Below are 26,656 nucleotides of genomic sequence, written 5' to 3'. Positions count from 1 at the left end.
GCGGGCGGTTCCCTCGCGTTTGCCAGCCACAGGTACCCACCTCTCATGGGAAGCTCATGGGGGTGGCGACAGATCTGTTCCCACCAGCCTCAGCCCTGTGCGTCCGTTCCGGGCGTCAGCAGACCGTACTGCACGCTGGTCTCCCCGGCCAGTGGCGGCCCGTCCCACTCGCCTGCGCCGGGCAGCGTGACCGTCAGGTCCTCGCCCAGCCCCGCCGCCGCGTTCAGCAGCGCCACGCCCGCCCCGGTGTCGGCCGCGCCCCACAGGTGCGCCGCGCCGCCCGCCCCGCGCGCCTGCCACAGCAGCGACCCGACCGGCTGCCCGTCCCGGTACGCCATCAGCAGCGCGAAAGCCCCGGCAGTCCCAGGCCCGGCAGCGGCCTCCAGCGGTCCTGCCAGTTGCCGCGCCAGCCCCGCCGCCCACCCTGGCGTGCCGTGCGCCGCGCATAGCGCCCCCGCCCACGCGCTCAGGTGCAGGCGGCCCACCTGCTCGACCACCACCTGCTCGCCCGCCGGGGCGTCCAGTGGGTCCGGCCGACCGGACCAGCGGCCCACCCTCACCCGCGCGACCTCCCGCACCGTCAGGCCCGCCGGAACCTCGCCGCCCGCCCAGGCCATCAGCGGCGGCAGCCCCTGCCCCTCATGCCAGTCCTGCACGTCCCGCAGATCCACCCCGGTTACATCACCCGGCAGGAACGTCGCGTTCAGCGCCAGCACGTTCACGCCGGGCGTCAGGAGCGTCACCGCGCCCCCCTGCTCGCGCTGCACGACCGACAGCGGCGCGTGAAACCCGATCAGATCAGCCAGAACAGGGGAGAGCATACCCCCAGCGTAATAGGAAGAGGGACACGGACAGTGGGGAGCGGATGGGACGCCCGCCCCGATCCACTCCCCACTTCCTGCGGTTCGCCTGCTGTCTCATACGGATTCCGTCTGTTTCGCCAGCAATCCGGAACTTCACCGGATTGCTGGCTCCACGCCCGGAACCCGTTCCGCTCCCACTCTGCGAGGCAGCTCTACGAGTCGCATCCGCTCGGATTGAAGGAGCTTTGCAGCCCTTCCAATCGGAGTCCGGTTCAGTTCCAGCGGCCGCCGCGCTGCTGGCGCGTCTCGGCTTCCGGCGCGGCGTACAGTTCCTCGGCGCGTGAGAGTTTCTTGCGGCCATACAGGCCCTCCAGGATGAACTCGGCGGCCGACACGCGCACGGCGTCGTCGCTGCTCGCGGCGACCTCGGCGGTCAGGTCGGTCAGGCCCGGCACCTCGCCCGCCGCCTTCAGCGCGGCAGCGCTGTCGCCACCCTGCGGGAAGCGGAACACGTTCCCGGCCTCGAACCATTTCTCCAGGTCGCGGGTGTTCGCGCTGCCGTAGTGCCGGGCGTACACGGCCCCCGCCGCCTTGCGGATCACGTCGCGGGCCACGTTGTCCGCACCCTTGAGTTCGCCCTCGTACTCCAGTTCCATCTTGCCCGTGATGGCCGGCAGGCCCGCGTACACGTCACTGACCCGCACCACCGGCGCGTCCCCGGCCATCAGGCTGCGGCGCTCGGCGTTCGCGGCGGCGACCTCCATCAGCGAGATCGGCAGGCGCTGCGACACGCCGCTCAGCTTGTCCACGCGGCCGTCCTCACGCGCCTGGAATGCGATCTCCTCGATCAGTTCCGCGATGAACGGCGGCACGATCACGCCCTCGGCCCGCGCGGCCTCCTGCGCCGTGATGTCCATGCCCAGTCGCACGTCCGTCGGGTAGTGCGTGCGGATCTCTGACCCGATGCGGTCCTTGAGCGGAGTGACGATCTTCCCGCGCGCCGTGTAATCCTCGGGGTTCGCGCTGAAGACCAGCATCACGTCCAGCTCCAGCCGGATCGGGTAGCCCTTGATCTGCACGTCCCCCTCCTGAAGGATGTTGAACAGCGCCACCTGCACCTTCGGGGACAGGTCCGCCAGTTCGTTCACCGCGAAGATCCCCCGGTTCGCGCGCGGCAGCAGCCCGAAATGCATGCTGCGCACGTCGCCCAGGCTGGTGCCCAGACGCGCCGCCTTGATCGGGTCCACGTCCCCCACGAGGTCCGCGACCGTCACGTCCGGCGTCGCCAGCTTCTCCACGTACCGGTCGGCGCGCGGCAGCCAGCGGATCGGCAGGTCCAGCCCGTGTGCCTCCAGCAGCGCGCGGCCCTCGGCACCCACCGGGTTCAGCACGTCGTCCGGCATGTCCACGCCCGCAATGACCGGCACTTCCGGGTCCAGCAGGTCCGTGATGGCCCGCAGAATCCGGCTCTTCGCCTGCCCGCGCAGCCCCAGCAGAATGAAGTTCTGCCGCGCCAGCAGCGCGTTCACCAGCTGCGGAATCACCGTGTCGTCGTACCCGACCACACCGGGGAACAGCTCCTCGCCGCTCCGCAACTTGCGGGTCAGGTTCTCCCGCACCTCGTCCTGCACCAGGCGGATCTTCCCGTCGAACGGCGCGCGCCCGGCGTACCCTTCGGTCTGAAGCAGTTCTCCCAACGTCCTCGCCTTCGCAGTCACGGTCATGATGCGCGGAACGTACCACGCGCCCACACGCGGGAATGTGCGGCTTGCTGGGAATCCCCCACCGCCGCGCCCGCCCGGAAGCCGCAACCTCGCGTGCAGACCGGATCGCCACCCACTACGCTGACCGCATGACCAGCACCCGGACACCCACCAGCCCCGCCGCCACGCTGCTGCTGATCCCCGTCGCCGCACTGACCGTCTGGGCACTCGCCGCCGCCACCGCCGACCTCCAGACCAGCGGCAGCGTCCGCACCCTGCTCGGCGCCGCGTTCCTGCCCCTGACCCTGCTGACCATCAGCCGCCTCCCCTGGACCACCTTCGCCCTGCTCGCCTGCGGCTGGATCCTCGGCATTCTGGGCCTCACGACTGCCCTCGCCGGCACCGCCAGCTGGGCCATCGGCGCGCCCGCCGTCCTGCTCGCCCTGGGCAGCGCCGCCGGATTCTTCCTGCTGCGCCGCAAGGAGGGCAGCGAGTAAGCCAGGAGGAAAGACAGCAGCGATGAGCGTCCTGCATGTCATGAACGCAGCCGGGACCCTGCCTTCGCCCCTGGCGGACGAGATGAGGCATGTGCTGGAGGCGACCCTGCAACGCCACACCGCCCCGCTGGGTCTGACCGGCGTGGACGTGGCCCTGCGGGTGCTGCCCTGGGGCCTGCCGGAAACCGGGATTCACGGATTCGCGCCCACGGGGTCGTACGTGGAACTGACGGTCAGTCCGGAGAACCCGGAGTTTCTGCCCGGTTGGCGCGCCGAACTGCCCGCCACGCTGGCCCATGAACTTCATCACGCCCGCCGCTGGCGCGGTCCCGGTTACGGCCGCACCCTGCTGGAAGTGCTGGTCACCGAGGGCATCGCCCAGCACCACGAACGGACCGAGCGGGCCGGGCAGGCACCCCCTTACGCGCAGGCCCGTATCGACCGGGCCGCCCTGTGGCAGAGGGCGCGGCCGCTGCTCCAGACGACCGACTTCGGGTTCGAGGCGTGGTTCTACGGGTCCGGGGCACACGGCCTGCCCCGCTGGGCCGGGTACACCCTGGGATTCGAACTGGTCGGCCAAGCCCTGAAACGCCTCGGGGGGACCGCTCGGGATCACGTCGATACGCCTGCCGCGACCGTTCTGACCGCAGCGGGCGACGTCTTCTGCTAGGAGGGACTCCCGCTGCTGGTGGCGGAGGCGTCGTGCGCCTGCTGGTCTTCGAGGGCCTTGTACGCGCAGACGGCGGCCAGCGCGGCGACCTCGGTGGGCACGCCGTTCAGAGTGAGGTTCACGTCCTTGCCGTCCAGTACGCCGCCGATGCGGCCGTGCAGGCGTTCGCCGCTGACGTGCAGGTCCACGGTCTTGCCGTCGATGCGGCCGGAGTAGCGGCCCCGGACGCGGTCGCCGCTGATCTGGAGGTGAACGTCGTCGCCATCAATGAGGCCGCCGAGGCGCACGCTGACGCTCTGGGGGGTCACGTCGCCGTCGGCGTCGAAGCCGGCGAAGGTGCCGCCGATGCGGCCGTCCACATCCCCGGCGCGGACCGTGAGCCGGATGTCCTTGCCCTGGAAGGTCCCGCCGATGCGGCCGTCCAGTCGTTCGCCGTTCCAGTCGGCGCGCAGGTCGTAGCCCTGGGTGACGCCGCCGATCCGTCCGTTCAGTTCGCTCATGTCAGGCAGTACGCGGTGGGGGCGCGGTGGGTTGCCGGGCGGCGAGGGCCACGCCTGCCACGCACAGCAGCAGACCGCCCAATGACAGGGCGCTGAGGCGTTCGCCGTACAGCACCCAGCTTTCCAGCACGGCCAGCGGCGGCACGAGGTAGAAGAGGCTGTTCACGCGCGCGGCGGGCAGGTCGCGAAGCAGGCGCATGAGCAGCAGGATCGCCCCGACCGACAGGACCAGCACCAGCCACGTGAGGGACACGATGAATTCCGCGTTCCAGTGGATCACGCCGCCCCCGCGTGCCAGCGTGACGGCCCCCAGGGCGGCGGCGCTGACGACGTACTGCGCGGCCGTGCCGCCCAGCAGCGGCATGTCGCCGCCCACGCGGCGCTGGTAGAGGGTTCCGGCGGTGGTGCAGATCAGCGCGAACGCGGCGGCTAGCAGCGCCGGGCGGCTGGCCCCCGTCGGACTCCCGATGCCCTGCCCGCCCACGACCAGCAGCACGCCCACGAAGCCCAGCAGCAGGCCCGCCCACTGCGGCCGCGTGACCCGTTCGCCCAGCACCGGCCAGGACAGCAGGCCCGTCAGCAGGGGCTGCACGCCCACCAGCACGCTCGTCACGCCCGCCGGGAGGCCCAGCCAGATGGCGGTCGTCACGCCGCCCAGGTACCCGGCGTGCAGCAGCAGACCCGTCACGCCCGCCCGGCCCGCCTGCGCCCGCGTGGGCCACGGGGCGCGCAGCGCGGCCGTCAGGGCCAGCATCAGCAGGGCCGCCAGGGCGAACCGGACCGTCAGGTACGCGAACGGGTCGGCGTTCCGGGCCGCGCCCTTGGTGCCCAGGAAGCCGGTGCTCCAGAGCAGCACGAACAGCAGCGGCGCGGCCGACAGGAACGCGGCGGGCGGGAACTTGCGGGGCATGGGGCAGGCTAAACCAGCCACGTCCCCGCCGGAGCTCAGGTGTCCAGCATCGCTGCGATGGCCTGCACGGTCCGTTCGTTCCGGACGGTGACGCCCACGCCCAGCGTCCGCTCGATCACGGCGGCGGACAGTCGCAGGTTCCGCACGCCGTCCGGAACCGTCTGGTACAGGTGCTGGCCGACCACCTCCCAGCGTTCCGGGGTCACGTCCCGCGCGTGCAGGGCCGCCACGCGTTCCGGGTCGGGCGGGTCGCGCAGGAACGCCACCACGACCGTCTCGTCCCGCAGGTGCGCGGGGCAGCCACGGGCCGCCTCCTGCCACCCGTGCGCCGTGCGGAGCGTCACGGGGACCGGGAAACCGAACTGCGCTTCAAGCGCCGCCTCCAGCCGCCCGCGCAGCGCCGGGTCGGGGTCCGCGCTGAACACGGCGTTCCCGCTCTGGATGTACGTGCGGACCTCCCGCAGGCCCAGGCCGGTCAGCAGGGCGCGCAGGTCGGCCATGGGCACCTTGCGCCGCGCTCCCAGGTTCACCGCGTGTAGCAGCGCCACGAAGGTCATATGCAGCCGTTCTACCAGACTTTCGCGGCGCCAAGTGCGGCAGACTGGGGGCCTGATGCGCCCCGTCACGCCCGCCGACGCCGCCACCGTTGCCGCGCACCGTTACCCGGACGCCCGCGACCTCGCGGAGCGGCCCGCGTACGCCGCGTGGGTCGAGGGAGCGATCCGGGAGGGCCTGTACCTGGGCTTCCTGCTGGAGGGTGGGAAAGAGGTGATCGCCGGGGCGGGCGTGACGCTGCTGCACTGGGGGCCCACGCGCGGTGACCCGCAGCCGTGGCGGGCGCGGGTGGTGAACGTCTGGACGCACCCGGACCATCGCCGCGCCGGGCACGCCCGCACGCTGGTCCGGGCCTGCCTGGACGCGCTGCGGGCACGCGGGGTCACGCGCGTCAGCCTGGGCAGCAGCGACATGGCCCGCCCGCTGTACGCCGGGCTGGGGTTTGTAGCCAGCCCGCACGAGATGACCCTGACCCTCCCCCCGGAGTGAACCCCGCTGACCCTGGCGGCACGCCTGCGATCCGCCGCGCGGGCTTGAGGTTCCGCTCACGCGCGGGTCACACCCGCCCCCTACGGTGGAACCATGCGACCTCTGCTGCTGACCGCCCTGCTCCTGACGCCCCTGCTGAGCCTGCCGCGTGCGGCGGCCGCCGACCTGACCTGCGGGGGGGCAGTGTCGGGCCGCACGGTGCGCGGCGACGTGCAGGTGCGGGCGGGCAGTACCTGCACCCTCACGGACGTGCGCGTGGACGGGGACGTGAAGGTGCCGCGCGGCGCGACGCTGATCCTGAACCGCAGTCAGGTGGACGGCAACGTGGAAACCGACGACGGGTTCCGCAGCGTGACCGTCACCGGGAGCGTCGTGGACGGCAATATCGAGGCCGAGCGGGGCGGGAACGTGCGCGTGGAGAATACCCGCGTGAACGGCAACATCGAACTGGAACGCAACACCGGGACGCTGCGCGTGGCGCGCGCCACCGTGCAGGGCAACCTGAAGTGCGAGGACAACGCCCGCGCGCCGGGCGGCGGGCAGAACCGCGTGCAGGGCAACCGGGAAGGTCAGTGCCGGGCGCTGTGAGCGGGCGGCGCGCAGCGACCCGCTAGCCCGCGCCGGACCGGGCGCGGCGGCGCGGCGGTATCCTGCTTGGCATGTCGTATGTGGCGGTTATCGGTCTGGAAGTTCACCTGCAACTGAAGACAAGGTCCAAGATCTTCAGCTCGTGCCCGCAGGAGTACCACGGGGCGGACCCGAACACGTTCACGGACCCGTTCACGCTGGGTCTGCCGGGCACGCTGCCCACCCTGAACCGCGAGGCGGTGGAACTCGCCATGATGTTCGGGCTGGGCCTGAACTGCGACGTATCGGGCTTCACGCAGTTTCACCGCAAGAACTACTTCTACCCGGACGCCCCGAAGAACTTCCAGCTGTCGCAGTACGACCGGCCCATCGCCCGTGACGGCTTCCTGGACGTGACCCTGCCCGGCGGCGAGGTCAGCCGCGTGCGGATCAAACGCGCGCACCTGGAGGACGACGCGGGGAAACTGACGCACCCCACGTACGCGCCGTACTCCATGCTGGACCTGAACCGCGCCGGGTCCAGCCTGCTGGAGATGGTCACCGAGGCCGACATCACAGGCGCAGAGCAGGCCCGCGCGTTCCTGGAGAGCGTGCAGGCCATCGCGCAGGCGCTGGGGGTCAGTGACGCCACGCCCGAGGAAGGAAAGATGCGCTGCGACGTGAACCTCAGCCTGCACAGGGTCGGTGAGCCGTGGGGCACCAAGTGCGAGGTGAAGAACCTCAACTCGTTCCGTTCCGTGGCGCGCGCCATCGAGTTCGAGACGGCCCGGCAGGCCCGCATCCTGGACGCGGGCGGGCGCATCACGCAGGACACGCTGGGCTGGGACGAGGGCGGCCAGAAGACCTTCCTGATGCGCACCAAGGAAGGCGAGGCCGACTACCGCTACTTCCCCGAGCCGGACCTGCCGCCGCTGGACATCACGCCGGAATGGATCGCGCGCGTCCGGGCGCGGATGCCCGAACTGCCCGCGCAGAAACTGGAACGCTACCGCGCGGCGGGCGTGCGCGAGGCCGACGCGCAGACCCTGAGCCTCAGCGTGCCGCTGTCGCGCTTCTACGACGGGGCGCTGGAGACGCAGCCCCGCCCGGACGCCCAGAAGCTGGCGAACTGGCTGCTGGGTGACGTGTCCGGCCTGCTCGCCGCGCGCGAGGAGACGCTGGAGGCCAGCCCCCTGCGCCCCGCGCATCTGGCCGCGCTGGTGGGCCTGATCGACGCCGGCACCATCAGCGGCAAGATCGCCAAGGACCTGCTGCCCGACGTGCTGGCCGGACACGACCCCACCGCACTCGTGCAGGAACGCGGCCTGAGCGTCGTGACCGACACCGCCGCCATCGACGCCGCCATCGACGCCGCCATGGCGGCCGACCCGGCCACCGTCGAGAAGGTCCGCGCGGGCAACGCCAAGGCCATGAACGCCCTGTTCGGACCGGTCATGAAAGCCATGGGCGGACAGGCCAAACCCGAGGTCGTCCGCGAACGCCTGAGCGCGAAACTGGGCCTGTGAACCGCCCGGACCCGGCCCGCTGGCGCGCGGCAGCCCTGGCGGCCCTGTGGATGCAGGTCGCGGCGCTGCTGGGCACGGCCGCGTTCGCGCTGTGGCGCTCGGCGGACGTCAGCCGCTACTTCAACGCCTCCGAGGCGCTGCTCGCCGCGCTGGTCATGGCGTGGTGGACCACGCTGCTGGGCCGCGTCCTGACCGCCCGCCCCACGCCCGCCACGGACGGCGTGAGCCGCGCCCTGACCCTGACCTTCCCGTGGCTGACCTCGCTACGCGGCGCGCTGTGGGGCCTGACGCTGTTCGGCATTCTGGGCGGCGCCACCCCCGAGGCGAACCCGGTCGCCCTGACCGCCCTGCTGACCCTCTGGGGCGCGGCGATCCTCGCCAGCAACGCCACGTACGGCACCCTCGCGCGCCTCAGCAGTGAACCGCTGGCCGCCGCGCCCCGCCGCCGACTGATGGACTGGCTGAACCTGTCCGCCGCCCTGAGCCTCGGCATGGCCGTCCTGAACGTCGTGCCCATCCCCGGCTTCAGCAGCGCCCCCACCCTGAGCACCCAGCTCGTGTACGGCCTGGGCGGCCTGCTCGACGTGACCGCCACCCTGCTGGCCCTGCGCGCCCTGCAGGTGCAACCCACACCGGGCGGGGAAGAGAGTAGATAGTTGATGGATGATGGGTGATCGGGGCCAGCCCGATCACCCATTCCCCTTACTTCGTCCACTGGTGCTCGTAGCAGTACGCCCAGGTCTCGCCCGGTTCGGCGCTGCGGATGACCGGGTGATCCTGCCGCCGGGCGTGCGCGGTGGCGTGCCTGTTCTTGCTCGAATCGCAGCACCCCACGTGCCCGCAGGTCATGCACACCCGCAGGTGGACCCAGGTGTCGCCCTGCGCCACGCACTCCAGGCACACGTCCGCTTCCGGCGTGACCGGCCCGGCGTGGTGCGCGGCGTGTTCGCACTGCGCCCGCTGCGTGGCACTCAGGGTCACGGGCGGATGCTCGGCGAGGTGACGGGTGATGTCGGCGCGCGTCACCTCGGGCGGCGTCAGCAGGTCCAGAATCCCGGCCGCCACCTCGCGCGGGGCGGTCAGGATGTGCTGCGCCCCCAGCCCCTGCAACCCCTGGAAGCCCTCGGGGGACGTGGCGCGCGTGATGAGCCGCAGGTCCGGCGCGACGGAACGGACCACGCTGACGGTCCGTTCCGTCATCTCGGTGTCGTCGTCCACGATCACCAGCGCGCGGGCCGAGGCGATCTCCAGTTCCCGCAGCAGCCCGGCCCGCGTGTAATCCGCGATCAGGACCGGCGCGCCCCGCCCTTCCAGTTCACTGGCCCCGTCCGGGTTGCGGGTGATGACGCTGTACGGCACGCCCGCGCGGCTCAGGGCGCGGGCCGCGAGGCGGGCGTGCGCGCCGTACCCGGCGAACACCACCCGCCCCGCGACCGGCAGGCCGTGCGCGCCGTGCTCTTCCGGTCCCACCGCCGTCCCGGATGCCACGCCGGCCAGTGCCGGGGCGGGCAGGCGGCGGCCCAGCGCGTCCGCCAGGGCGTTCAGGGCGGGCGTGAACGCCATCAGCAGCACCGTCGCCGCGATGAACACCCCACCCCCCTGCGCGCCCAGACCCGCGAAACTCAGGCCCAGCGCCGTGCCGGTCGCCGCCAGCACGAACGAGAACTCACCCACCTGCGCCGTCAGGAACGCCACGGGCAGCGCCGTCCGCGTGGACTCGCCCAGCAGACGCACGCTCAGGAACGTCACGCCCACCTTCAGGGCCGCGATCAGCGCCGCCGCGCCCAGCACCACACCCAGGTTCCCCGCAAGGAACCCCAGGTCCAGCTGCAACCCCACCGACAGGAAGAACGCCGCGCTGAACAGAATCTGCAGCGGCAGGATCTCACCCATCGCCTGCGCCCCGTACCGGCTCTCGCTGACCAGCAGCCCCGCCAGGAACGCTCCCAGCGCCAGGCTCACGCCCGCCGTGGCCGTCAGGCTCGCCGTGCCGAAACACAGCGCCACGACCGTCAGCAGGAAGATCTCGTTACTACACGTCCGCGCCACGACCTCCATGACGGGCGGCACGATCCGCCGCGCCGCGATCAGCACGAACGCGATGATCCCCGCCGCCTTCGCCAGCGCCACCACCACGCCCGCCGCGCCGCCACCCTGCCCGGCCAGCATCGGGATCAGCAGCACCATCAGCACCACCGCCAGATCCTGAAAGATCAGGATCCCCAGGCTCACCTGCCCGGCCGGGCCGTTCGTGTCCCCCCGCTCGCCCAGCAGGCGCATCACGATCGCCGTGCTCGACAGGGCGATCAGGCAGCCCGTGAACACCGCGTCCGGCGCCGCCACCCCGGTCAGCAGCAACGCACCCGCCGCGACCAGCACCGTCAGGCCCACCTGCAACCCGCCGCCCACGAAAATCTGCCGCGCGATCCGCGACAGCCGCTCCAGACTGAACTCGATCCCGATGGTGAACAGCAGCAGCATCACGCCCACCTCGGACGCCGCCGAGATGAGCTCCTGATCCCGGATCAACCCCAGCGCGCCCGGCCCCGCCACCACGCCCGCCACCAGAAACCCGATGATCGGAATCAGCCGCAACCGGAACGACAGGTACGCCGCCAGCGCCGACACGCCCAGCAGCAACGTCAACTGCACCAGAAACGCCGGCGGCCCCGCATGGACCTCCGGAGCGGCGGCCAGGGCAGACCCGGCCAGCAGGAACAGCAGCGGCGCAACAGGATTCATGCCCCCAGCATGGCACCCTCACCCCCCGCCCGCCGGCCGCTGCACAGACCAGCCCCGCACCACTGATCAGGCGCTGGCCGGTGCCCCCAGCACCTGACCCGGCGCGGCCGGCAACGACACGAAGAACGACGCCCCCTCACCCGGCCGCCCCTCTGTCCGCACGTGCCCGCCGTGCGCGATCACCACGCGCCACACGTCCGCCAGCCCCAACCCCAGCCCCTCGAACGACTGCCCGGCCGGCAACTGACTGAACACCCGGAACAGCCGCTGCGCCGCCTCCGGATCGAAACCCACGCCGTTGTCCTGCACCTCGATCACGTGCATGCCCTGCTCCAGCGACGCCCGCACCACCACCCGCGCGCCTTCACGCCCCCGCGAGTGCTGCGTGGCGTTCGCCAGCAGGTTCCGGAACACCAGCCGCAACGCCGCCGCGTCCCCCATGACCACCGGCAACGCGTGCGTGACGAGCTGCACGTCCGCGCCCGGCGCCAGTTCCGTCCACGCGCCCTGCACCAGGTCCCCCAGCGGCACCGGGCGGGACTCCAGCGGTTTCAGGTGCCGTTCGGCGTACCGCAGCAACCCGTCCAGCATCTCCGACATCCGCCCGATGGACTGCATGATCCCCTCGGCGTGCGCGGCCCGCTCCTCTTCCGGCAGCGTCACCAGCAGGTCCGCGTGCCCCATGACCAGCTGCATGGGCGTCCGCAGGTAATGACTGAGCGACCACGCGAACGCACTCAGTTCCTCGTTCGCCGCCTGAAGTTCCTGTGTCCGCTGCTGCACCCGCGCTTCCAGCTGCGCGTGCAGCGCCGCGACCTCGCCACGCGCCTGTCCCAGCGCCGTCCGCTGAATGTCCGCCACCGCCTGCGCCCGGTCGAACTCCAGTTCCGCAAGCGCGACTTCCAGACGCTGCCGCTCGGCCTCCCGGTCCAGTTCTGCCTGCAACGCCCGGTGCCGCTCGGCGAACCCGTACGCCTCGCGGTAATCCCCGCGCGCCGCATGCACTTTCGACAGCACGTGCAGCGCCCGCGAACGGTACGACCGGTTGGACTCGGGACGTTCCAGCAGCGACAACGCCCGGCTGGCGTGCGCCAGCGCCACTTCCGGGTCGCGGTTCAGTTCCAGTTCCGCCAGCCCCAGCAGCGGCCAGACGATCTCCTCACCCTCCGCCAGCCGGTCGTAGATCTCGATACTGGACGTGAAGAAGCGGCGCGCCTCGTCCGGACGGCCCAGCGCGGCGTGCGAATGCCCCAGCGTGTCGTGCAGGGGAGCGCGCGACCGCTCCACCGGGGTATCGGTCACGCCGAAGCGCTCGATCACCGCGATGGCTTCCTCATGCTTTCCAGCCCGGTACAGCGTATCGGCGTAGTTCGTGATGACCAGGAGGGTGCTGTTGTTGAAGCTGCCAGGAGACACTTGTTCTGCCAGCCGCTCATGAACGGCGATCGATTGCTCCATCTGCCCCAGTTCCTTGTAGATGAGGGCGATCATGCCCTCCACCGCAAGCTGAGGCCCCGAAATGGCCAGGTTCTCCTTCTGGCAGATCATTGCGGCAACGTAATTGCCCGTGTAGAAATGCATGGAAGCGATGTTCGAAAGTGCTTTACTGACGCCCCGCTGATACCCATGTTCCAGGCACGCTGCCTTCATCTGCTCGAAGTACTCGAGTGCCCCCGGAATGTCGTCCTGATAGAACAGCACCGCGCCCAGACGGTTCAGGGCCTCGCCCCTTTCCACGACATGCGTGAGTGCGCCGACATCCTGCTTCAGCTGCCTGTAATCGTCATCCAGGGTATCTGTCTCGCCATGCAAGGTGAACAGCTTGATTTTCTGCATCAGGGCACGCGCGCGCTGCTCTGGGTCTGATCCGGCCATCCGCAGCGCCTCGTCCAGCTGCTCACGGGCCAGAGCGGGCTGCAGGGCCTGAAGGTTCGCCATTCCCAGCAGGGTCAGCAGCAGTTGCTCGGCCACCCTGTTTCCTTCGGCCTGCGCCTGCGCCAGCAGCCCGGTGATGGTGGGCAGGGCCGTCTCCGGGAAGTCCGTAGCCTCGTCCAGCAGGAACAGCAGGTCAGGCAGGTCAAGGGAGTGGGGGGCGGCGTCAGTCATGGAGGCTCAGGGGCAGTGTAGGTCGGATGCGGCCCGCCGGCGCGCGCAGGTCGCGTGCGGCGCGGCGCGGCCCTGGCTGCCGCGTGGTCATGCCGGAGCCTGGGCTGTGTCTGGGACGGCGTCGGGCGCGGCGGGGAAGGTCAGGCGCGCTTCCAGGCCCCCCCCATCCGGGGAGTGCAGGCTCAGGTGGGCGCCGTTGGCGGTGGCGTAGCGGCGGGCGATGGGCAGGCCCAGGCCGCGTCCCTCGCGGTGGGGACTGCCGGGCTGGCGGAAACCGACCTCGAACACTCGTTCCAGCAGGTCGCCGCTCAGGCCCGGTCCGTCGTCCAGGACACGCAGGACGGGGCCGCTGCCGGGCGTGGCGGGGTCCAGCGTGATCAGGACGGCGCCGTCGGAGTACCGCTGGGCGTTCTCGATGAGGTTCTCCAGCACCTGCCGCAGGTGGTTGGGGTCGGCCTGCACGTGGACGGGCGCGGCGGGGCGGCGGGTGCGGACCCGGTCGGTTTCCAGGCGGGTGATCAGGGCGTTCAGGTCGGTGCGTTCCGGGCGGGGCTCGATGTTCACGTACATCAGTTCCAGGCGTTCCAGGTCGGTGCGGATGGCCAGCTGGGCGGCGTGGTCCTCGATCATGCGCAGGATCTTCTCGCGGGCGCGGAGGTTCTCGGTGCCGCGCAGGGCGTCGGTGGACAGCAGCAGCGCCTGCAGGGGGCGGCGCAGTTCGTGGGCGGCCATGCCGAGCGCCTGACGGTGCTGCGCCTCGCGCGCCTCGCGGTTTTCCTGTTCGCGGCGGGTGGCGTTCAGGGCGCGCAGGATCAGGCCGGTGCCGAACATGCCGCTCAGGAGCGCGGCGGACAGGACGGTGACCTGCATGAAGTACAGGCTGGTCTGCAGTTGCCGGCGCACGCCGTTCAGGTGGGTGTTCGCGGCGGCGTGCAGGCTCTCGGCGATGCGGATGGCCTGTTCGGTGTCGGCGGGCCGCCCGCTGAGGATCAGGGGTTCGATGTCCGTGAGGCGCACCCCGGCGTCCCGTTCCCGTTCGGGCAGTTCGGCGAACAGGGGCTCGGCGGTGCCCGCGCCGGTCTGCTGCCGGGCGATCTGGATGTCCGACAGGACCCGGTCGCGCAGGTCGTCCAGGGTGGCGGGGGGGGTGCGTGGGTTGGTGGCGGCCCGGTCGTACTGGTACACGCGGTTCAGTAACCCCTGGTAGTTGTAGCCGGTCCAGGTGGTTTCCGGGTTGTTCAGGATGCGGAAGGCGGGCAGGAACGCCACGCTGAGCAGCATGACCGAGATCAGGCTGGGCAGCAGCGCCAGCAGCAGGTCCTCGCGGCGCAGCAGCATGCCCAGCACCCGCCATTCCGGACCGGCGGGTTCGCAGGCCTGGGCGGGGCGGCGCTGTCCGGGCGGCTGGGTGGCCGGCGTGGGGCCGGGCCTGGACTGGTCGGGGGCGGTCATCAGCGCGGGGAGACGCCAGTCACGTACCACGCCCACTGGCTGCCGTAGTCACGGGCGGGGAAGCGGTTCGGGTCGGGTGGGAACACGGTGGTCAGCGGGCCTTTCTTGAGGGCCGGGATGGGCCGTCCGTCCGCCTGGTACGCCAGCATGACCGGGTGCTGCTGGTAGTCGGCGGCGCGGATGATCGCGACGAACCCGTCGTCGGCGGTCAGGCGGATGTCCTGCCCGTCGAACTGCCCGCGCCGCGCGAGGTCGCGCAGCGTCACGCCCTGGTACTCGAAGGTCTCTTTCAGTTGCGGGTGGGTGGTGGTGTACCGCACGGCGGGCAGCGCCCGCAGTTGCCGCAGCGTGAGCCGTTCGGGGCGGCGGCCGCCGAGCGTGAGGGCCACGGTCTCGCCGGGCGTGGCGGCCGGGAAGGGGCGAGCGCCGCTGCCGTTCACGTACGCGAACCCGGCGGCCGGCGTGGTGGGGCCGGCCTGCGCGGGCATGGCCGCGTTCAACGTCACGGTCATCAGGATGAAACCGAGCGTCAGGCGAGGCTGTGGCGGGAGCACGCCGGGTATGCTAGCGGTTCTGACGGCCGGTCCTCAAGGGGGGGCGGGGGGCGCGGGCGGTGCGGGGCAGACGCTATGCTCTGCACTGGAATGACTGACCGTAACCCCCTCGTTTCGCTGGGTGACCTGACCTGGGACGTCCTGGCGAAACCCGACACCATGCTGCTTCCGGGCGGCGACAGCACCGGCCGCATCGAACTGTCCGGCGGGGGCAGCGCCGCGAACCTGGCCGTGTGGGCCAGCCGCGCCGGGTACCCCGCGCGGTTCACCGGCAAGATCGGGCAGGACCGTTTCGGGGAACTCGCCACGGCGGAACTGCGGGCCGAGGGGGTCGGCGCGGACGTCATCCTGAGCGGCGAGCACCCGACCGGCGTGATCCTGGGCCTGATCGACCGGCGCGGCCAGCGGGCCATGCTGACCGGGCAGGGCGCCGACTGGGAACTGCTGCCCGGCGAACTGCCGCTGGACACGCTGCGCGGCGCGGGCCACCTGCACCTGACCGCCTGGAGTCTGTTCCGCGATCCGCCGCGCGGGGCGGCGCTGCACGCGGCGCGCGTGGCGAAACAGGCCGGCGCGACCCTCAGCCTGGACCCCGGCAGTTTCCAGATGATCCAGCAGATGGGCCGCGAGACCTTCCTGCGCGTGCTGGAGGACGTGCCGTTCGACGTGTTCTTCCCGAACGACGACGAGGCCCGCGCCATGAGCGGTCACGCCGACCGGCACGCCGCGATGGACTGGTTCCGCGCGCAGTACCCGCAGGCCCTGATCGTCATGAAACTCGACGAGGACGGCGTGCTGATCGAGGGTCCCGCGCAGGCGCGCGTGGCCGTGGCCGCCACGCAGGACCGCGCGGTGGACGCCACGGGCGCCGGGGACTCGTTCGGCGGGGCGTTCCTGGCCGGGTGGCTCACGCACGGGGACGCCGTGCGCGCCGCCGATCTGGCCGTGCAGGTGGGCGGCTGGGTCGTGGCGCGCTTCGGGGCGCGGCCCCCGGCGGACGACGACCTGCACGGCCGGCTGACCCGGCACGGCGTGACCGGCGGTGACGCGTGACCCGCCTGGGCGCGCGGCGCGGCCTGCCCGTCTGGGCGCGGGCGCTGCTGGCCCTGCTGCTGCTGGCGCTGCTGGCGGCGGGCGGCGCGGCGCTGTACCTGCGGTCGCTGCTGGGACCGGCGGGCGGCGCGGCCTTCACGCTGGAAGTGAAACCCGGCGACACGCTGGGCAGCGTGGCCCGTACCCTGCAGGAACGCGGCGTGGTGCAGAACGCCGACGTGCTGCGGTTCGTCATGCGGCGCGACGGCACGGCCGGCAGCCTGAAAGAGGGCCTGTACGACCTGAACGGCCAGATGACCGTGCAGCAGGTCGCCGAGAAACTGGCCGGCCCGGCCCGCATTCCGACCGTGTCCGTCACCATTCCCGAGGGCCGGCGCGTGAAGGACCTGCCCGCCATCTTCCAGAAGGCCGGGTTCGACGGGGCCGCTGTCCTGAAGGCCCTGAAGGACACCAGCCTCAGCCGCTACGCGGGCGGGCAGCCCGACCTGGAAGGCTTTGTGTTCCCCGCCACGTACGACATCCGCCCGCAGGAGACGCCGCAACGGATCGTGCAGACCATGGTCAGCCGCATGGAAACCGAGTTCACGCCCGCGAACGTGGCGGCCGCCAAAGCCCTGGGCCTGGGCGTGCGCGACTGGGTGATCCTGGCGAGCATGGTGCAGGCCGAGGCCGCCAACGACGCCGAGATGCCCATCATCGCCGGGGTGTTCCTGAACCGCCTGCGTGACGGCATCGCGCTCGGCAGCGACCCCACCGTCGCGTACGGGCTGGGCAAGGACCTGCCGGAACTCGACCGCAGCGCCGGGGATTTCACGCGCGACACGCCGTACTCCACCTACACCCGCCAGGGCCTGCCGGCCGGGCCGATCAACAACCCCGGTCAGGCGGCCCTGCTGGCGGTCCTGAACCCCGAGCGCAAGTTACCCGACGGCCGCGACGCCGTGTACTTCCTGCACGGCCTGGACGGCAAGATCTACGTGAACCACGATTACCCCGCGCACCTGCGCGACATCGCCCGCTACCGCTGAACTGGACTCCGACTGAACGGCGTGCAGGGCCGCCGGGTCCGGGCAAAGCGGCCCGGCGCAGGGGCGGGTGCATGGCGCAGCCCGGAGACGCTGACTGAACCCTTCCTGAAGGCCCCGACAGCGTATCCGGGCCTACACTCCGGGCATGACCCACTCCACACGCGCCGACTGGTTGCGGCGGCGCAACGCGCTGTGGCAGCGGCTGCGCACCCTGCCCCCCACGCCCGGCACGCCGGAATTCGAGGCGACAGCCGCTGAACTCTCCGCCCTGACCGGCTGGGACCGCGCCCGCATCCTGGCGGGCCTGGGCCTGCCGGACCCCGACCGTCCCGGTGCCCCGTGATACGGATTCCGTTTGTTTCGCTGACAATCCGGAACTTCACCGGATTGCCAGCTCCACGCCCGGAACCCGCTCGGCTCCTACTCGCATCCGCTCGGATTGAACGGGCTTTGCAGCCCATTCAATCGGAGTCCGTATGAGCGCCGAGATCGTTCCGTTCGACTGGGCGCGGATGCTGCTGGGCGACGCGCCGCCCCTGTTCCTGCTGGAAATCGTGTTCCGCACCGCCGTGATCTTCCTGTGGCTGGTGTTCCTGCTGCGCGTGACCGGCAAGCGCGGACTGGCGCAACTCAGCCCGCTGGAACTCGCCATCGTGATCGGGCTGGGCTCGGCAGCCGGCGACCCCATGTTCTACCCGGAAGTCCCGCTGCTGCACGCCATGCTGGTCCTGGCGCTCGTGGTGGGACTGCAGCGCCTGCTGTCGCACCTCGTGATCCGCAGCGAGCACGTCGAGACGTTCATCGAGGGCCTGCCGGTCGAACTCGTCCGGGACGGCGTGCTGCGCGGCGAGGCGCTGCAACGCGCCAACCTGAGCCGCGAGGACCTGTTCGAACGCCTGCGCGCCCAGGGCGTACGGCAGCTCGGCGAGGTGCAACGCGCCTACTTCGAACAGGACGGCGCCCTGAGCGTCTTCACGCACCCGCACGACCCCCCGCCGGGCCTGCCGGTCGTGCCGCCCTGGGACCTGGAACCCCCACGCGCCCTGCCGCCCGGCGATCCGTACCGGGGACCGCTGGCCTGCCTGGGCTGCGGCGCACTGCGCGGCGCAGAAGCGAGCGGCCAGCAGGACGCCGGACAACTGGCCACCATTGACCCGTCGGTTTGCACCTGCGGCGGCGCCCGCTGGACACCCGCCACCACCGACCCGCTGGCCGGGCCGCGCGACTGACCATGAGCGGCCCGGCGGCCGGATTCTACGGACTGTCGTCTGTGTCGCCCTCCATCCGGTGAAGTTCCGGATTGTCAGCGAAACAAACGGCAGTCCGTATCAGGAGCCCTTTCTCCTGCTGCCGTGGTTACGAGAGCTGCCCCAGTCGTCCTGCGACGGGCACGAAAGATCGGACGGGAGAAGCCACTGGTCTTCAGGGAGTGGTGACGTGTATGCCAACATCTCTCCCAACAGGTAAAACTGACTATCTGGCGTGCGGGTCAGCACGTTGCGGATCCAGGCCGTCGTCTGTTCCAGTTGCGCATAGCGACCTGAATCGCCTGTAAGTTCCAGTGTCTCGCCACCCACGACACGCACCTTCAGGAGTCTGACGTGATGCCAGACCAGATCCGCCGATGCTCGAAGGGCGGCGGCGCCTGTGACTGTCACCTTGACCTGCCCCTCTGACGTCAGTTGAGCGCAGAGACTGGGCTTCGCACGCAGAATGGACACCCTCTCGCCCCATGGGATGTCATCAAGGACATCGTACGAAAACATCATCGCCTCAGAGTCGGTCAGGTGACTCTGAACGAATCGCGCCGCCTCCGTGAGCCTCAGAGTACGGTCCTCCCGAAACTGCCGGGTTTCCCTCACGAGGACGGAATGGTCCGGCTGAAGTTCAAGCAGGTCAACGCCAGAGAGCAGGGCAATATCCAGTTCCGCCAGGCGCCGGAGAAACCTGAGGGCCTGGGATGCAGGGATCAGGAGTTCAGGGGGCGCCCACGATACGCCGCCATCAGAGGGGCGCAACGCTTCAAATTCCTGTTGCAGGAGGCGTTGTTTGGTAGCAGCATCCACGGGTCACATGCTGTCATGTCCTGCCGGGAGCCGTTGACCCCTCGACTTCACCGTGCGGTCGCAGCCCTCGCGGCTCACCCGTGGCGGTTCTGCCTCTTGGCGGAGGCCTATTCAACCGGAGTCCGGATCAGCCCTCGGTGGACGCGCCGGGCCGGGTGGTCCAGACCGGGTCGGGTTCGATCTGTTCGGCGGGCGCCTTGCCGCGTTCCAGCCCGCTGCTCGTCTCGGTCTGGAGGGGCGTGACGCTCATGCCGGGCGCGCACTCGATCTGGCAGGACAGGCGCGCCTGACCCAGCAGGTCCTTCTCGGTCAGTTTGTCGAATTCGGCGGCGGTCATGGCGTCCGGTTCCCCTTCCTGGAAGGTGACGCGGCAGGTCGTGCAGCGCGCCACGCCGCCGCAGCGGTGCAGGATGTCCACCCCGCCGCGTTCCAGCGCCCGTACCAGCCGCTCGCCGCTGCTCGCCTCGATCTCCCCGAATCCTGCCACCTGCACCGTGAACGTCTGCGTCATGCCGCCCAGCATCGCACAGCGTCCGCTCAGCGGAACAGGGTGGGCATGGTGACCTCGCCCTCCACCCACACGCGTCCCTTGCCGCGCCGTTTGCCGCGGATCAGGGCGGTGTCGGCCCGCGCCAGCCACTGATCGCTGCTCAGGGCGCCCTCGTGCAGGTCCAGGAACGCCAGTCCGGCGGTGGAGGCCAGTGCGTGCGCCACGCCGTCCACGACGACCGGGCGGCGGGCGACGGCTTCGAGCACGCCCTCGACCCGCAGGCGGACTTCCTCGCGGGACGTGGCCTGCACCAGCAGCGCGAACTCGTCGCCGCCCAGCCGGCCCAGCGTGTCGCCGGCCCGCAGCGCCGCGAGCATCCGCGCGCCCACCGCGTGCAGCACCTCGTCGCCCGCGTGGTGCCCGAAGGTGTCGTTCACGGCCTTGAAGCCGTCCAGGTCGAACACGGCCAGTCCCAGCGCGCCCTGCCCCGGTTCGCGCAGGGATTCCTCGAGCTGCGCGACGAAGCTCGCGCGGTTGGGCAGGCCCGTCAGGTAATCGGTGGTCGCCTGCCGCTGCAACTCGACCAGCGGGCGCGTGGCGCGCAGCACGACCGGCCACGCCAGCAGACTGCCGACCAGACTGACCAGCAGCACGAAGACCAGTGGGCGCCGGTTGCCGCTCAGGCCGGACGTGAAGTCGGTGGTGGGGGCGTACACGCCGACCATCCAGGTCACGCCGGGCTGCACCTCGACGGGGCGGATCACGGCGGCGAACTGCTGCCCGGACACGTCGTACCAGTGCGTGCCCGGCGCGAGGGCGGGGCGCGCCTCCCGGTCCAGCAGCGCCCGCAGCGCCGGGTCGGCCACGTCCCGCAGCAGCGGGATGCTGCCCGTCCCGGCCGCGCCGGGCCACGCGCGTGAGGTGGCGATGGCGTGCCCGCGCTCGTCCGTGACGAACGCCCGTCCGTTCGGGCTGATCTGCACGCCCTGCAGGAACTCGGCGAGTTGCCGCAGCTGCACGTCCGCGCCGATCACGACCGCGCCGCCCGGCGTGGACAGGGCCGACGCGACCGTCACGCCGGGCTGCCCGGACGACGCGAACACGTACGGGTCGGTCCAGATGACCTGCCCGGCGGCCGCCTGCGCCTGCCGGTACCAGGGCCGCTCGCGCGGGTCGTACGGGTCCGGCTGCGCCGACTGGCCGGTCAGGACGCCCCGCGCGTCGTAGGTGCTGGTCAGCACGCGCCGTTCCGGGCGGACCTCGATCACGCGGGAGAAGCGCCCCAGGCTGTCCGGGCCGTCGCGGCGCAGGAACACGAAGCGGCCGTCGCTGTGGCCGACCAGCACGCCGTTCAGTTGCGGCACGCTGGTCAGCAGCGCCTGGAAGTTCAGGAGTTGCCCGGCCGCGTCGTCGGCGCTGAGCAGGCCGCTGACCATGTTCGCGCGGTTGATCTGCACGATCTGCGACGCGAACTGGAGGTACCCGGCGACGTTCTCGGACGCGACCCGCGCCAGCTGCTCCAGCGACCCCTGCGCCTGGGACTTCACGGTCTGTTCGGACCCCTGCCGGTCGCTCCAGAGGGCCACCAGCAGCGTCAGGGACTGGGTCAGGACCAGCGCCGCCAGCAGCCAGCCACGGGACCATGAGAACGCCCGGAGCGCCTGCGCGGGCGTCAGTGAGTTGGAGGCAGCGGGCCTGGGACGAACCTGGGAAATACGGAAGACCTCACGGCAGTCTAGGGCCAGGTCCGCCCGCCCGGTATCCCCAGGTGGGGGTCATTGGGCGGCGGGTCAGCAAAGGGTTGAATCAGCAACGGGTCTGATCGGCCTGGGGCCGGACCAGCAGGGGGCCGGGTCAGGGCAGGTACGCCCAGGCATTCACGTCCAGCAGGCCGCGCGGCGTGAGTTTCAGCGCCGGAATCACGGTCAGGCCCAGGAAACTCAGGGTGGTCACCGGGTACGGCAGGCGGCAGCCCAGCGCCCGGCACGCCGCCGTGACCTCGCCCAGCCGCGCGGCCGCCCCGGCGGGGGGCAGGTCGGTCATCAGGCCCGCGAACGGCAGCGGCAGACTGGCCCGCACCTCGCCGCCCGACACGACCACCACGCCGCCCCCCATGGCTTCCAGCGCCCGCCCGGCGGCCCGCACGTCCGCGTCCGTGCCGCCCAGGAACGCCGCGTGGTGAGCGTCGTGCAGCACGCTGATGCCCAGCGTCCCCCCGTCCATGCCGGTGCCGGACGTCAGGCACGCCGACCACTCGCCGCGCCCGTAGCGGTCCGCGACGACCAGCCGCGCGTCCCCGCTGCCCGGCTCGCCCACCCCGGTCGTGATCTGCGACGCGCTGACCTGCATGACCGGCCAGTGCGCCGGCACCCCGAAGGTCGCCGAGTCCCACCCGGCCCCCAGGTTCACGCCGCCACCCGGCAGCGGCGGCGTGACCGTCCCGGCCCGCGCCTCCTGCCCGCCCACGAAGGTCTCCAGCACCCTGAAGTCCGACAGGTCCCGCAGCAGCACGAAATCCGCGAGGTAGCCCGGCGCGACCAGCCCGCTGCCGTGCAGGCCCCAGTACTCGGCCGGGTTGCAGGTCACCAGCGCCACCGCGTCGGCCGGGTGCAGGCCACCCGCCACGCAGGCGCGCAGCAGGCGGTCCAGGTGCCCCAGTTCCAGCAGTTCGTCCACGCTGACGTCGTCACTGACGAGCATCGCCCGTCGGGGGCGTTCCAGCAGCACTGGCAACAGCGCCTCCAGGTTCCGCGCCGCTGAGCCCTCGCGGACCATCAGCCACAGGCCCGCCCGCAGGCGCTCACGGGCCTCGTCGGGCGTGGTCGCCTCGTGATCCGAGTGCAGGCCCGCCGCCGCGTACCCCATCAGGTCCCGGCCCCGCACGCCCGACGCGTGCCCGTCCAGCCGCAGGCCCGACGCCCGCCCCGCCTCCAGCACGTCCCACACGTCCCCGCTGCCGCCCAGCACGCCGGGGTAGTTCATCATCTCGGCCAGACCCAGCACGCCCGGCAACCGCAGCATGCCCGCCACGCCCGCCGCGTCCACGACCGCGCCGCCCGCCTCGAAGGGACTGGCCGGCACGCACGACGGCGCCGACGCCCACACCCGCAACCCCGACGAACGGCCCGCCGCGAGCATCCACTCCAGGCCCGCCGCGCCCAGCACGTTCACCAGTTCGTGCGGCTCGGCCACCACGCCCGTCGTGCCGCGCCCCAGCACCGCGCCCGCGAAGCCCGCCGGGGTCAGCAGACTCGACTCGATGTGAACATGAGCGTCGATGAAGCCCGGCGCGAGGAACGCCCCGCGCGCCTCGACCACCCGCGCCGCCTGAAAACCGGACCCCAGCGCCGCGACCCGCCCGTCCGCGACGAGCACGTCCGCCGCGAACACCTCACGCGTGGCGGGCTGCACCACCTGCGCGCCCCGCACCAGCAGGTCGCCGGGTTCCTCGCCGCGCGCCACCCGCACCAGACGGCGGCGATCCACGCCCCGCATTCCCTCAGACACACCCGCAGACACACCAGACATGACGCAGTGTAGGGGAGAAGGCCACCCACGCCCCCCGCCTGCCCAGACGCACCCCCAGACCCGTCATACGGACTGCCGTTTGTTTCGCCAACAATCCGGAACGTCACCGCCCCTGCCGGCTCCACGTCCGGAGGGGCGTTTCTCTCCCACTCTGCGGAGCAGCTCTCCGAGTCGCTTCGCTCGGACCCAGCGGGCTTTGCAGCCCATTCAATCCGAGTCCGTATCACTCCCGGCCCGCTACTCCCGGCCCGGCGGTACGTTCAGGGGCGGCCCCTTGAACGACCGCAGCAGCGCCCCGCGTTCCTCCAGCGCCTGCCGGAACAGCGCCTGCTGGTACGCCCGCGCGTCGTTCACGGCCTTGCCCGGCTTGCGCGCCTGCCCCGGCACCTGACCCGGCACCGGCTGGGGTGACAGTTTCGGCGTGGCCGCCAGCCCACCGGACCGCCGCGCGCGGAACATGCCCGGATGCTCCTCGAACACCGCCGTCACCCCGTCCGGCAGGGCCGCCAGATGCGCGGCGAACACCTGCTCCTGCGCCAGTTCCGCGTGCGCCGCGCCCGGCCCCAGCTCGGTCAGCAGACGGTCGATCAGCGCGAACACCAGCGCCGCGTACGCCTCCACCTCGGCCCGCGACGGCAGCGCACCCCGGTGAATCACGCGGTTGCGGAAATCTGTGCCCAGGCCCCGCGCCGTCAGGAAATCCGGCTCGCGGCCCTCGCGCAGCAGGTACGCCAGCGCGAACATCCCCAGCTGCCTCTCGGACTGACTGGACACGTGCCGCCACGTTCCCTCCAGCCCCGCCAGGGCCGCCCCGAACTCCTGCTCGGCATTCGCGGCGCGCTCCAGCGTGAACGCCCACACGTAGAACTCGAAAAACCGCTCCAGTGCCGCCGCGAAACTCGCCACCGCCTCACGCGCGTACCCGTCCAGCAGCGCCCGCGTGCCCAGGTCGAACAGCACCTCGAAGCGCTGCTTGCGCAGGAACACGCAGTACCGCGCCCCGCAGTGCCCGCAGGTCAGGTCATGCACGGAACTGTCCGTGAACTCCGCACGGTTCTCACGGGCGCACGCCGGGCAGACGGTCGGGAACTCCATACCCGCGAGTCTACCCGCGCGGCCCCCGCGCAGCGCTCACGGCACAGCAGTCACGGCAGGCGCGTGCCGGGGGGGCGCGATCACGTAGCTCAGGCCGCCGCTGTGGGTCAGCCAGAGTTTCTCGAAGGCCGCGCGGGGGTACGTGCGGCGCACGCCCGCGTCGGTGGGCGCGGCCGGGTCGTTCAGGACCGGGTTGCCCTTCGCGTCGAAGCCGGTCAGGACCATCAGGTGCCCGCTGCTGGTGGGCAGCGCCGCGCCCGGCAGTTCCCCGGCCTTCCAGCCCAGACTGACGGCCAGCGGAATCCCGGCCGCCGTGAACCGCTCGGCCTGCGCGAGGCTGGGCAGGCGCGTGATGAAGGCCCGCATGCCCTGCGTGGCGGCGTACGCGGCATTGAACGGCCAGTTGCCGGTGCCGTCGTACACGCGGTCGAAGGTGCCGCGCGCGGCGTCGGGGACGGTCACGTTGCGGCCCCAGTGGGCCAGGATCATGCTGACGCTGGTGGGACTGCACCAGACCGGGCCGCCGTCCGGGTAGATCATCTGCGAGCGCATGGGCACGCGCACCTCGTGGCCCCACGCGGCCCGGTCGCCGGGCGTACCCAGACCCGCCGCGCGCCGCGCCCGGTCCGAGGCAGTGAAGGCCAGCAGGGTCACGCGGGTCCCCGCGCCGCGCAGCGTCACGCGGTACTGGAAGGCGGTCGCCTTCGCGTTCAGGCGCAGCGTGTCGGTCAGGACCTGCCCGGCGGCGTCCTTCTGCCCGTCCAGACTGGCCCGCTCGGGGCCGCTGCTCCAGCTGCCGAAACTGAACCACCGGGACCACTTCCCGCCCGTCAGTTCCGCCCGGACCTCCACGCTCACGCTGCCGCCCGCCGGGGTCACGGCGTTCCACGACGGCACCAGTTCATCGAAGGCCGCCGCCCTGATCGTGCCGGAGGTCAGCGTGCCGCTCGCCGCGCCGGCGTTCAGGCTCAGGCCGCCTGCGCCTGCGGTCACGCCGCTGGCCTGCGCGCCCGCCCAGTCGCCGGGCTGCTCATGAAGGACGGTCGTGCTGTTCGGGTAGGTCATCGTGACGGCTCCAGCGCCGCCCGGAGCCGACAGGCCCAGGACGGCAGAAAGGACGAGCAGAGGAAGTCGCATGTGTGCCCCGAACTATGCCGCGCCGCGCCGCCGGGAGGATGAGGAGGCTCGGCCCGCGCGCCCTTACGCCCCGCCCTGCAGGTACAGGAACGCCTCGGGCAGCGCCTCGCGCCACGTGACCCAGTTGTGCCCGCTGGGGTACTCGCGGTACTGGTGGTCCAGGCCCAGGTCCGCGAACAGGCCGGCCATGCGGCGGTTCGGGCCGGTCAGCCATTCCAGCGTGCCAGTGTCCAGGCTGGTCGTCAGGTGCGTGGGGGGTGCGGCGCGCAGTTGCTCCAGCAGCCACTCGCCGGCGGTGGTGGTGTCGATCACGCCGTCACGGGTCGCACCGGGCCGAGCGATGAACGCCCCGCTGTGCGCCGCCACCCGGCTGAACAGCTCCGGGTGCCGGGCGCCCAGGAACAGGCTGATCAGCCCCCCCAGGCTCGCACCCCACAGGCCCCGCACGGACGCCTGCACCAGCGGCCCCTCCACGCGCGGCATGACCTCGGTGGTCAGGAAGTCCAGGTAGCGGGGGTTCAGGTAGTACTCCCCGTTCCGGTCGCCCGGCTCCACGAACACCAACGCGGCGCCCTCCGTCAGCCCGGCCTGCACCGCGCGGTCCATCACGTCCCCCAGTTTCCCGGTGCGGTAGAAAGCCACGCCGTCCTGCACGTAGTACACCGGCAGCGGCCCCCCCGCGTACCCGTGCGGCGTGTACACGATCACCCGCCGCGTCCCCGGAAACACCGTGCCCTCCCAGGTCAGGCGGTGCGCCGTGCCCTTCAGGGTCGCGTCCGGCGCCTGCCACAGCGGGTGCCGGGCGTACTCGCCGACCACCGCCGCGCGCGGGTACGGCCACCACGGATTCAGGGACCGCTGCGCGTTGTCAGGGTCCGCGAACGCCTCGCCCGAGGCGTCCACCCACGCGTATTCCACCCACGCCCCACGCGGCAGGCGCAACCGCACCGGCCCGCCATCCACCACTGGCAGCGGCGCGCGCTTGCGCCAGTCCGTCATGTCCCCGATCAGGCCCACCGCGCCCGCCGGAGGCGAGAACGTCACCCACTGCCCATCCACCGAAACAGCCATGCCCGCAAGTGTACGGGAGCGGTGCGCTGGACGCAGTGCGCGGGGCCCAGTCAGGCAAACGGGTCAGGGAAACGGGAGGCGGGAAGCGGTCAGTCCTTCACTGCTTCCCGCCTC

General features: G+C 71.6%; 26 protein-coding genes. 10 read left to right on the top strand and 16 right to left on the bottom strand.

Going from position 1 to position 26,656, the window contains the following annotated elements:
- Positions 1–89 precede the first annotated feature (89 nt).
- Positions 90–821 carry a hypothetical protein gene (locus CBQ26_RS02465; protein WP_191299718.1) on the bottom strand — a complete coding sequence of 244 codons (732 nt, stop codon included), beginning with the start codon at positions 819–821 and terminating at the stop codon, positions 90–92.
- Positions 822–1,075: 254 nt separating this feature from the next.
- Complete coding sequence (locus CBQ26_RS02460) at positions 1,076–2,527, bottom strand: magnesium chelatase ATPase subunit I (protein ID WP_088247054.1); 1,452 nt, start codon at positions 2,525–2,527, stop codon at positions 1,076–1,078.
- A gap of 128 nt (positions 2,528–2,655) precedes the next feature.
- Between CBQ26_RS02460 and CBQ26_RS02455 the strand changes: the two genes are divergently transcribed.
- Together CBQ26_RS02455 and CBQ26_RS02450 are read left to right on the top strand one after the other, a co-directional pair.
- Entirely contained in the window at positions 2,656–3,003 is a 348-nt protein-coding gene (locus CBQ26_RS02455) for a hypothetical protein (RefSeq protein WP_088247017.1), read from the top strand.
- A gap of 22 nt (positions 3,004–3,025) precedes the next feature.
- Complete coding sequence (locus CBQ26_RS02450) at positions 3,026–3,673, top strand: DUF2268 domain-containing putative Zn-dependent protease (protein ID WP_229844113.1); 648 nt, start codon at positions 3,026–3,028, stop codon at positions 3,671–3,673.
- Here CBQ26_RS02450 and CBQ26_RS02445 read toward each other — a convergent pair.
- From CBQ26_RS02445 to CBQ26_RS02435, 3 genes are read right to left on the bottom strand one after another with little or no spacing between them, the layout of a single operon-like run.
- On the bottom strand, positions 3,670–4,173 hold the full coding sequence (locus CBQ26_RS02445; protein WP_088247016.1) for a hypothetical protein: 504 nt from the start codon (positions 4,171–4,173) through the stop codon (positions 3,670–3,672). The two genes, CBQ26_RS02450 and CBQ26_RS02445, sit on opposite strands and share 4 nt — an antisense overlap.
- A 1-nt stretch (position 4,174) precedes the next feature.
- The gene (locus tag CBQ26_RS02440; RefSeq protein WP_088247015.1) at positions 4,175–5,083 is read right to left on the bottom strand and encodes a DMT family transporter; all 909 of its coding nucleotides are present in this window, start codon (positions 5,081–5,083) and stop codon (positions 4,175–4,177) included.
- Between the two features lie 35 nt (positions 5,084–5,118).
- The gene (locus CBQ26_RS02435; protein ID WP_088247014.1) at positions 5,119–5,640 is read right to left on the bottom strand and encodes a DUF1697 domain-containing protein; all 522 of its coding nucleotides are present in this window, start codon (positions 5,638–5,640) and stop codon (positions 5,119–5,121) included.
- 55 nt (positions 5,641–5,695) lie between these two features.
- Here CBQ26_RS02435 and CBQ26_RS02430 point away from each other — a divergent pair, with 55 nt between their 5' ends.
- The 4 genes from CBQ26_RS02430 to CBQ26_RS02415 all read left to right on the top strand — a co-directional run bounded on the left by CBQ26_RS02430 (position 5,696) and on the right by CBQ26_RS02415 (position 8,876).
- Entirely contained in the window at positions 5,696–6,127 is a 432-nt protein-coding gene (locus CBQ26_RS02430; RefSeq protein ID WP_088247013.1) for a GNAT family N-acetyltransferase, read from the top strand.
- A gap of 93 nt (positions 6,128–6,220) precedes the next feature.
- Positions 6,221–6,715, top strand: a complete 495-nt coding sequence (locus CBQ26_RS02425; protein ID WP_088247012.1) for a hypothetical protein — start codon at positions 6,221–6,223, stop codon at positions 6,713–6,715.
- Positions 6,716–6,786: 71 nt separating this feature from the next.
- Positions 6,787–8,220, top strand: a complete 1,434-nt coding sequence (gene gatB / locus CBQ26_RS02420) for an Asp-tRNA(Asn)/Glu-tRNA(Gln) amidotransferase subunit GatB (protein WP_088247011.1) — start codon at positions 6,787–6,789, stop codon at positions 8,218–8,220.
- Entirely contained in the window at positions 8,217–8,876 is a 660-nt protein-coding gene (locus CBQ26_RS02415) for a hypothetical protein (RefSeq protein ID WP_244897976.1), read from the top strand. The genes gatB and CBQ26_RS02415 overlap by 4 nt, the downstream gene beginning before the upstream one ends.
- 46 nt (positions 8,877–8,922) lie before the next feature.
- On the opposite strand, the gene CBQ26_RS02410 is transcribed toward CBQ26_RS02415, so the two are convergent.
- The 4 genes from CBQ26_RS02410 to CBQ26_RS02395 form a co-directional block, all read right to left on the bottom strand.
- A complete protein-coding gene (locus tag CBQ26_RS02410; protein ID WP_088247010.1) occupies positions 8,923–10,962 on the bottom strand; it encodes a cation:proton antiporter in 2,040 nt (679 codons plus the stop codon).
- 66 nt (positions 10,963–11,028) lie between these two features.
- On the bottom strand, positions 11,029–13,068 hold the full coding sequence (locus CBQ26_RS02405) for a sensor histidine kinase (protein WP_143341951.1): 2,040 nt from the start codon (positions 13,066–13,068) through the stop codon (positions 11,029–11,031).
- 87 nt (positions 13,069–13,155) lie between these two features.
- Complete coding sequence (locus CBQ26_RS02400; RefSeq protein ID WP_088247009.1) at positions 13,156–14,520, bottom strand: sensor histidine kinase; 1,365 nt, start codon at positions 14,518–14,520, stop codon at positions 13,156–13,158.
- Positions 14,520–15,074 carry a molybdopterin-dependent oxidoreductase gene (locus CBQ26_RS02395; protein ID WP_229844116.1) on the bottom strand — a complete coding sequence of 185 codons (555 nt, stop codon included), beginning with the start codon at positions 15,072–15,074 and terminating at the stop codon, positions 14,520–14,522. The genes CBQ26_RS02400 and CBQ26_RS02395 overlap by 1 nt, the downstream gene beginning before the upstream one ends.
- Before the next feature lie 90 nt (positions 15,075–15,164).
- On the opposite strand from CBQ26_RS02395, the gene CBQ26_RS02390 reads away from it, so the two are divergent.
- The 4 genes from CBQ26_RS02390 (at position 15,165) to CBQ26_RS02375 (ending at position 18,384) form a co-directional block, all read left to right on the top strand.
- Positions 15,165–16,127, top strand: coding sequence for a carbohydrate kinase family protein (locus tag CBQ26_RS02390; RefSeq protein ID WP_172417883.1), 963 nt, complete (start codon positions 15,165–15,167; stop codon positions 16,125–16,127).
- On the top strand, positions 16,124–17,155 hold the full coding sequence (mltG, locus tag CBQ26_RS02385) for an endolytic transglycosylase MltG (RefSeq protein WP_088247007.1): 1,032 nt from the start codon (positions 16,124–16,126) through the stop codon (positions 17,153–17,155). The genes CBQ26_RS02390 and mltG overlap by 4 nt, the downstream gene beginning before the upstream one ends.
- A gap of 145 nt (positions 17,156–17,300) precedes the next feature.
- Positions 17,301–17,498: a hypothetical protein gene (locus tag CBQ26_RS02380; RefSeq protein WP_088247006.1), complete on the top strand. Its 198-nt coding sequence runs from the start codon at positions 17,301–17,303 to the stop codon at positions 17,496–17,498.
- 133 nt (positions 17,499–17,631) lie between these two features.
- Positions 17,632–18,384: a DUF421 domain-containing protein gene (locus CBQ26_RS02375; protein ID WP_088247005.1), complete on the top strand. Its 753-nt coding sequence runs from the start codon at positions 17,632–17,634 to the stop codon at positions 18,382–18,384.
- 99 nt (positions 18,385–18,483) lie between these two features.
- On the opposite strand, the gene CBQ26_RS02370 is transcribed toward CBQ26_RS02375, so the two are convergent.
- The 7 genes from CBQ26_RS02370 to CBQ26_RS02340 all read right to left on the bottom strand — a co-directional run bounded on the left by CBQ26_RS02370 (position 18,484) and on the right by CBQ26_RS02340 (position 26,542).
- Positions 18,484–19,221, bottom strand: coding sequence for a hypothetical protein (locus CBQ26_RS02370; protein ID WP_088247004.1), 738 nt, complete (start codon positions 19,219–19,221; stop codon positions 18,484–18,486).
- Between the two features lie 127 nt (positions 19,222–19,348).
- Positions 19,349–19,732, bottom strand: a complete 384-nt coding sequence (locus tag CBQ26_RS02365) for a 2Fe-2S iron-sulfur cluster-binding protein (RefSeq protein ID WP_172417882.1) — start codon at positions 19,730–19,732, stop codon at positions 19,349–19,351.
- Between the two features lie 26 nt (positions 19,733–19,758).
- Positions 19,759–21,297 (bottom strand): sensor domain-containing diguanylate cyclase, encoded by a 1,539-nt coding sequence (locus CBQ26_RS02360; protein WP_088247003.1) that lies wholly within the window; start codon positions 21,295–21,297, stop codon positions 19,759–19,761.
- Positions 21,298–21,565: 268 nt separating this feature from the next.
- Complete coding sequence (locus tag CBQ26_RS02355) at positions 21,566–23,206, bottom strand: adenine deaminase C-terminal domain-containing protein (RefSeq protein WP_229844118.1); 1,641 nt, start codon at positions 23,204–23,206, stop codon at positions 21,566–21,568.
- Positions 23,207–23,476: 270 nt separating this feature from the next.
- Positions 23,477–24,334, bottom strand: a complete 858-nt coding sequence (locus tag CBQ26_RS02350) for a hypothetical protein (RefSeq protein ID WP_088247001.1) — start codon at positions 24,332–24,334, stop codon at positions 23,477–23,479.
- 36 nt (positions 24,335–24,370) lie between these two features.
- Complete coding sequence (locus CBQ26_RS02345) at positions 24,371–25,471, bottom strand: peptidase C39 family protein (protein WP_088247000.1); 1,101 nt, start codon at positions 25,469–25,471, stop codon at positions 24,371–24,373.
- A gap of 63 nt (positions 25,472–25,534) precedes the next feature.
- Positions 25,535–26,542 carry an alpha/beta hydrolase gene (locus CBQ26_RS02340; RefSeq protein WP_088246999.1) on the bottom strand — a complete coding sequence of 336 codons (1,008 nt, stop codon included), beginning with the start codon at positions 26,540–26,542 and terminating at the stop codon, positions 25,535–25,537.
- Positions 26,543–26,656: the final 114 nt, after the last annotated feature.

This window comes from Deinococcus indicus, assembly GCF_002198095.1.
Classification (GTDB): Bacteria; Deinococcota; Deinococci; order Deinococcales; family Deinococcaceae; genus Deinococcus; species Deinococcus caeni.
The sequence above is the reverse complement of the archived record's forward strand: the minus strand, read 5'-3'. Positions and strand labels throughout refer to the sequence as shown.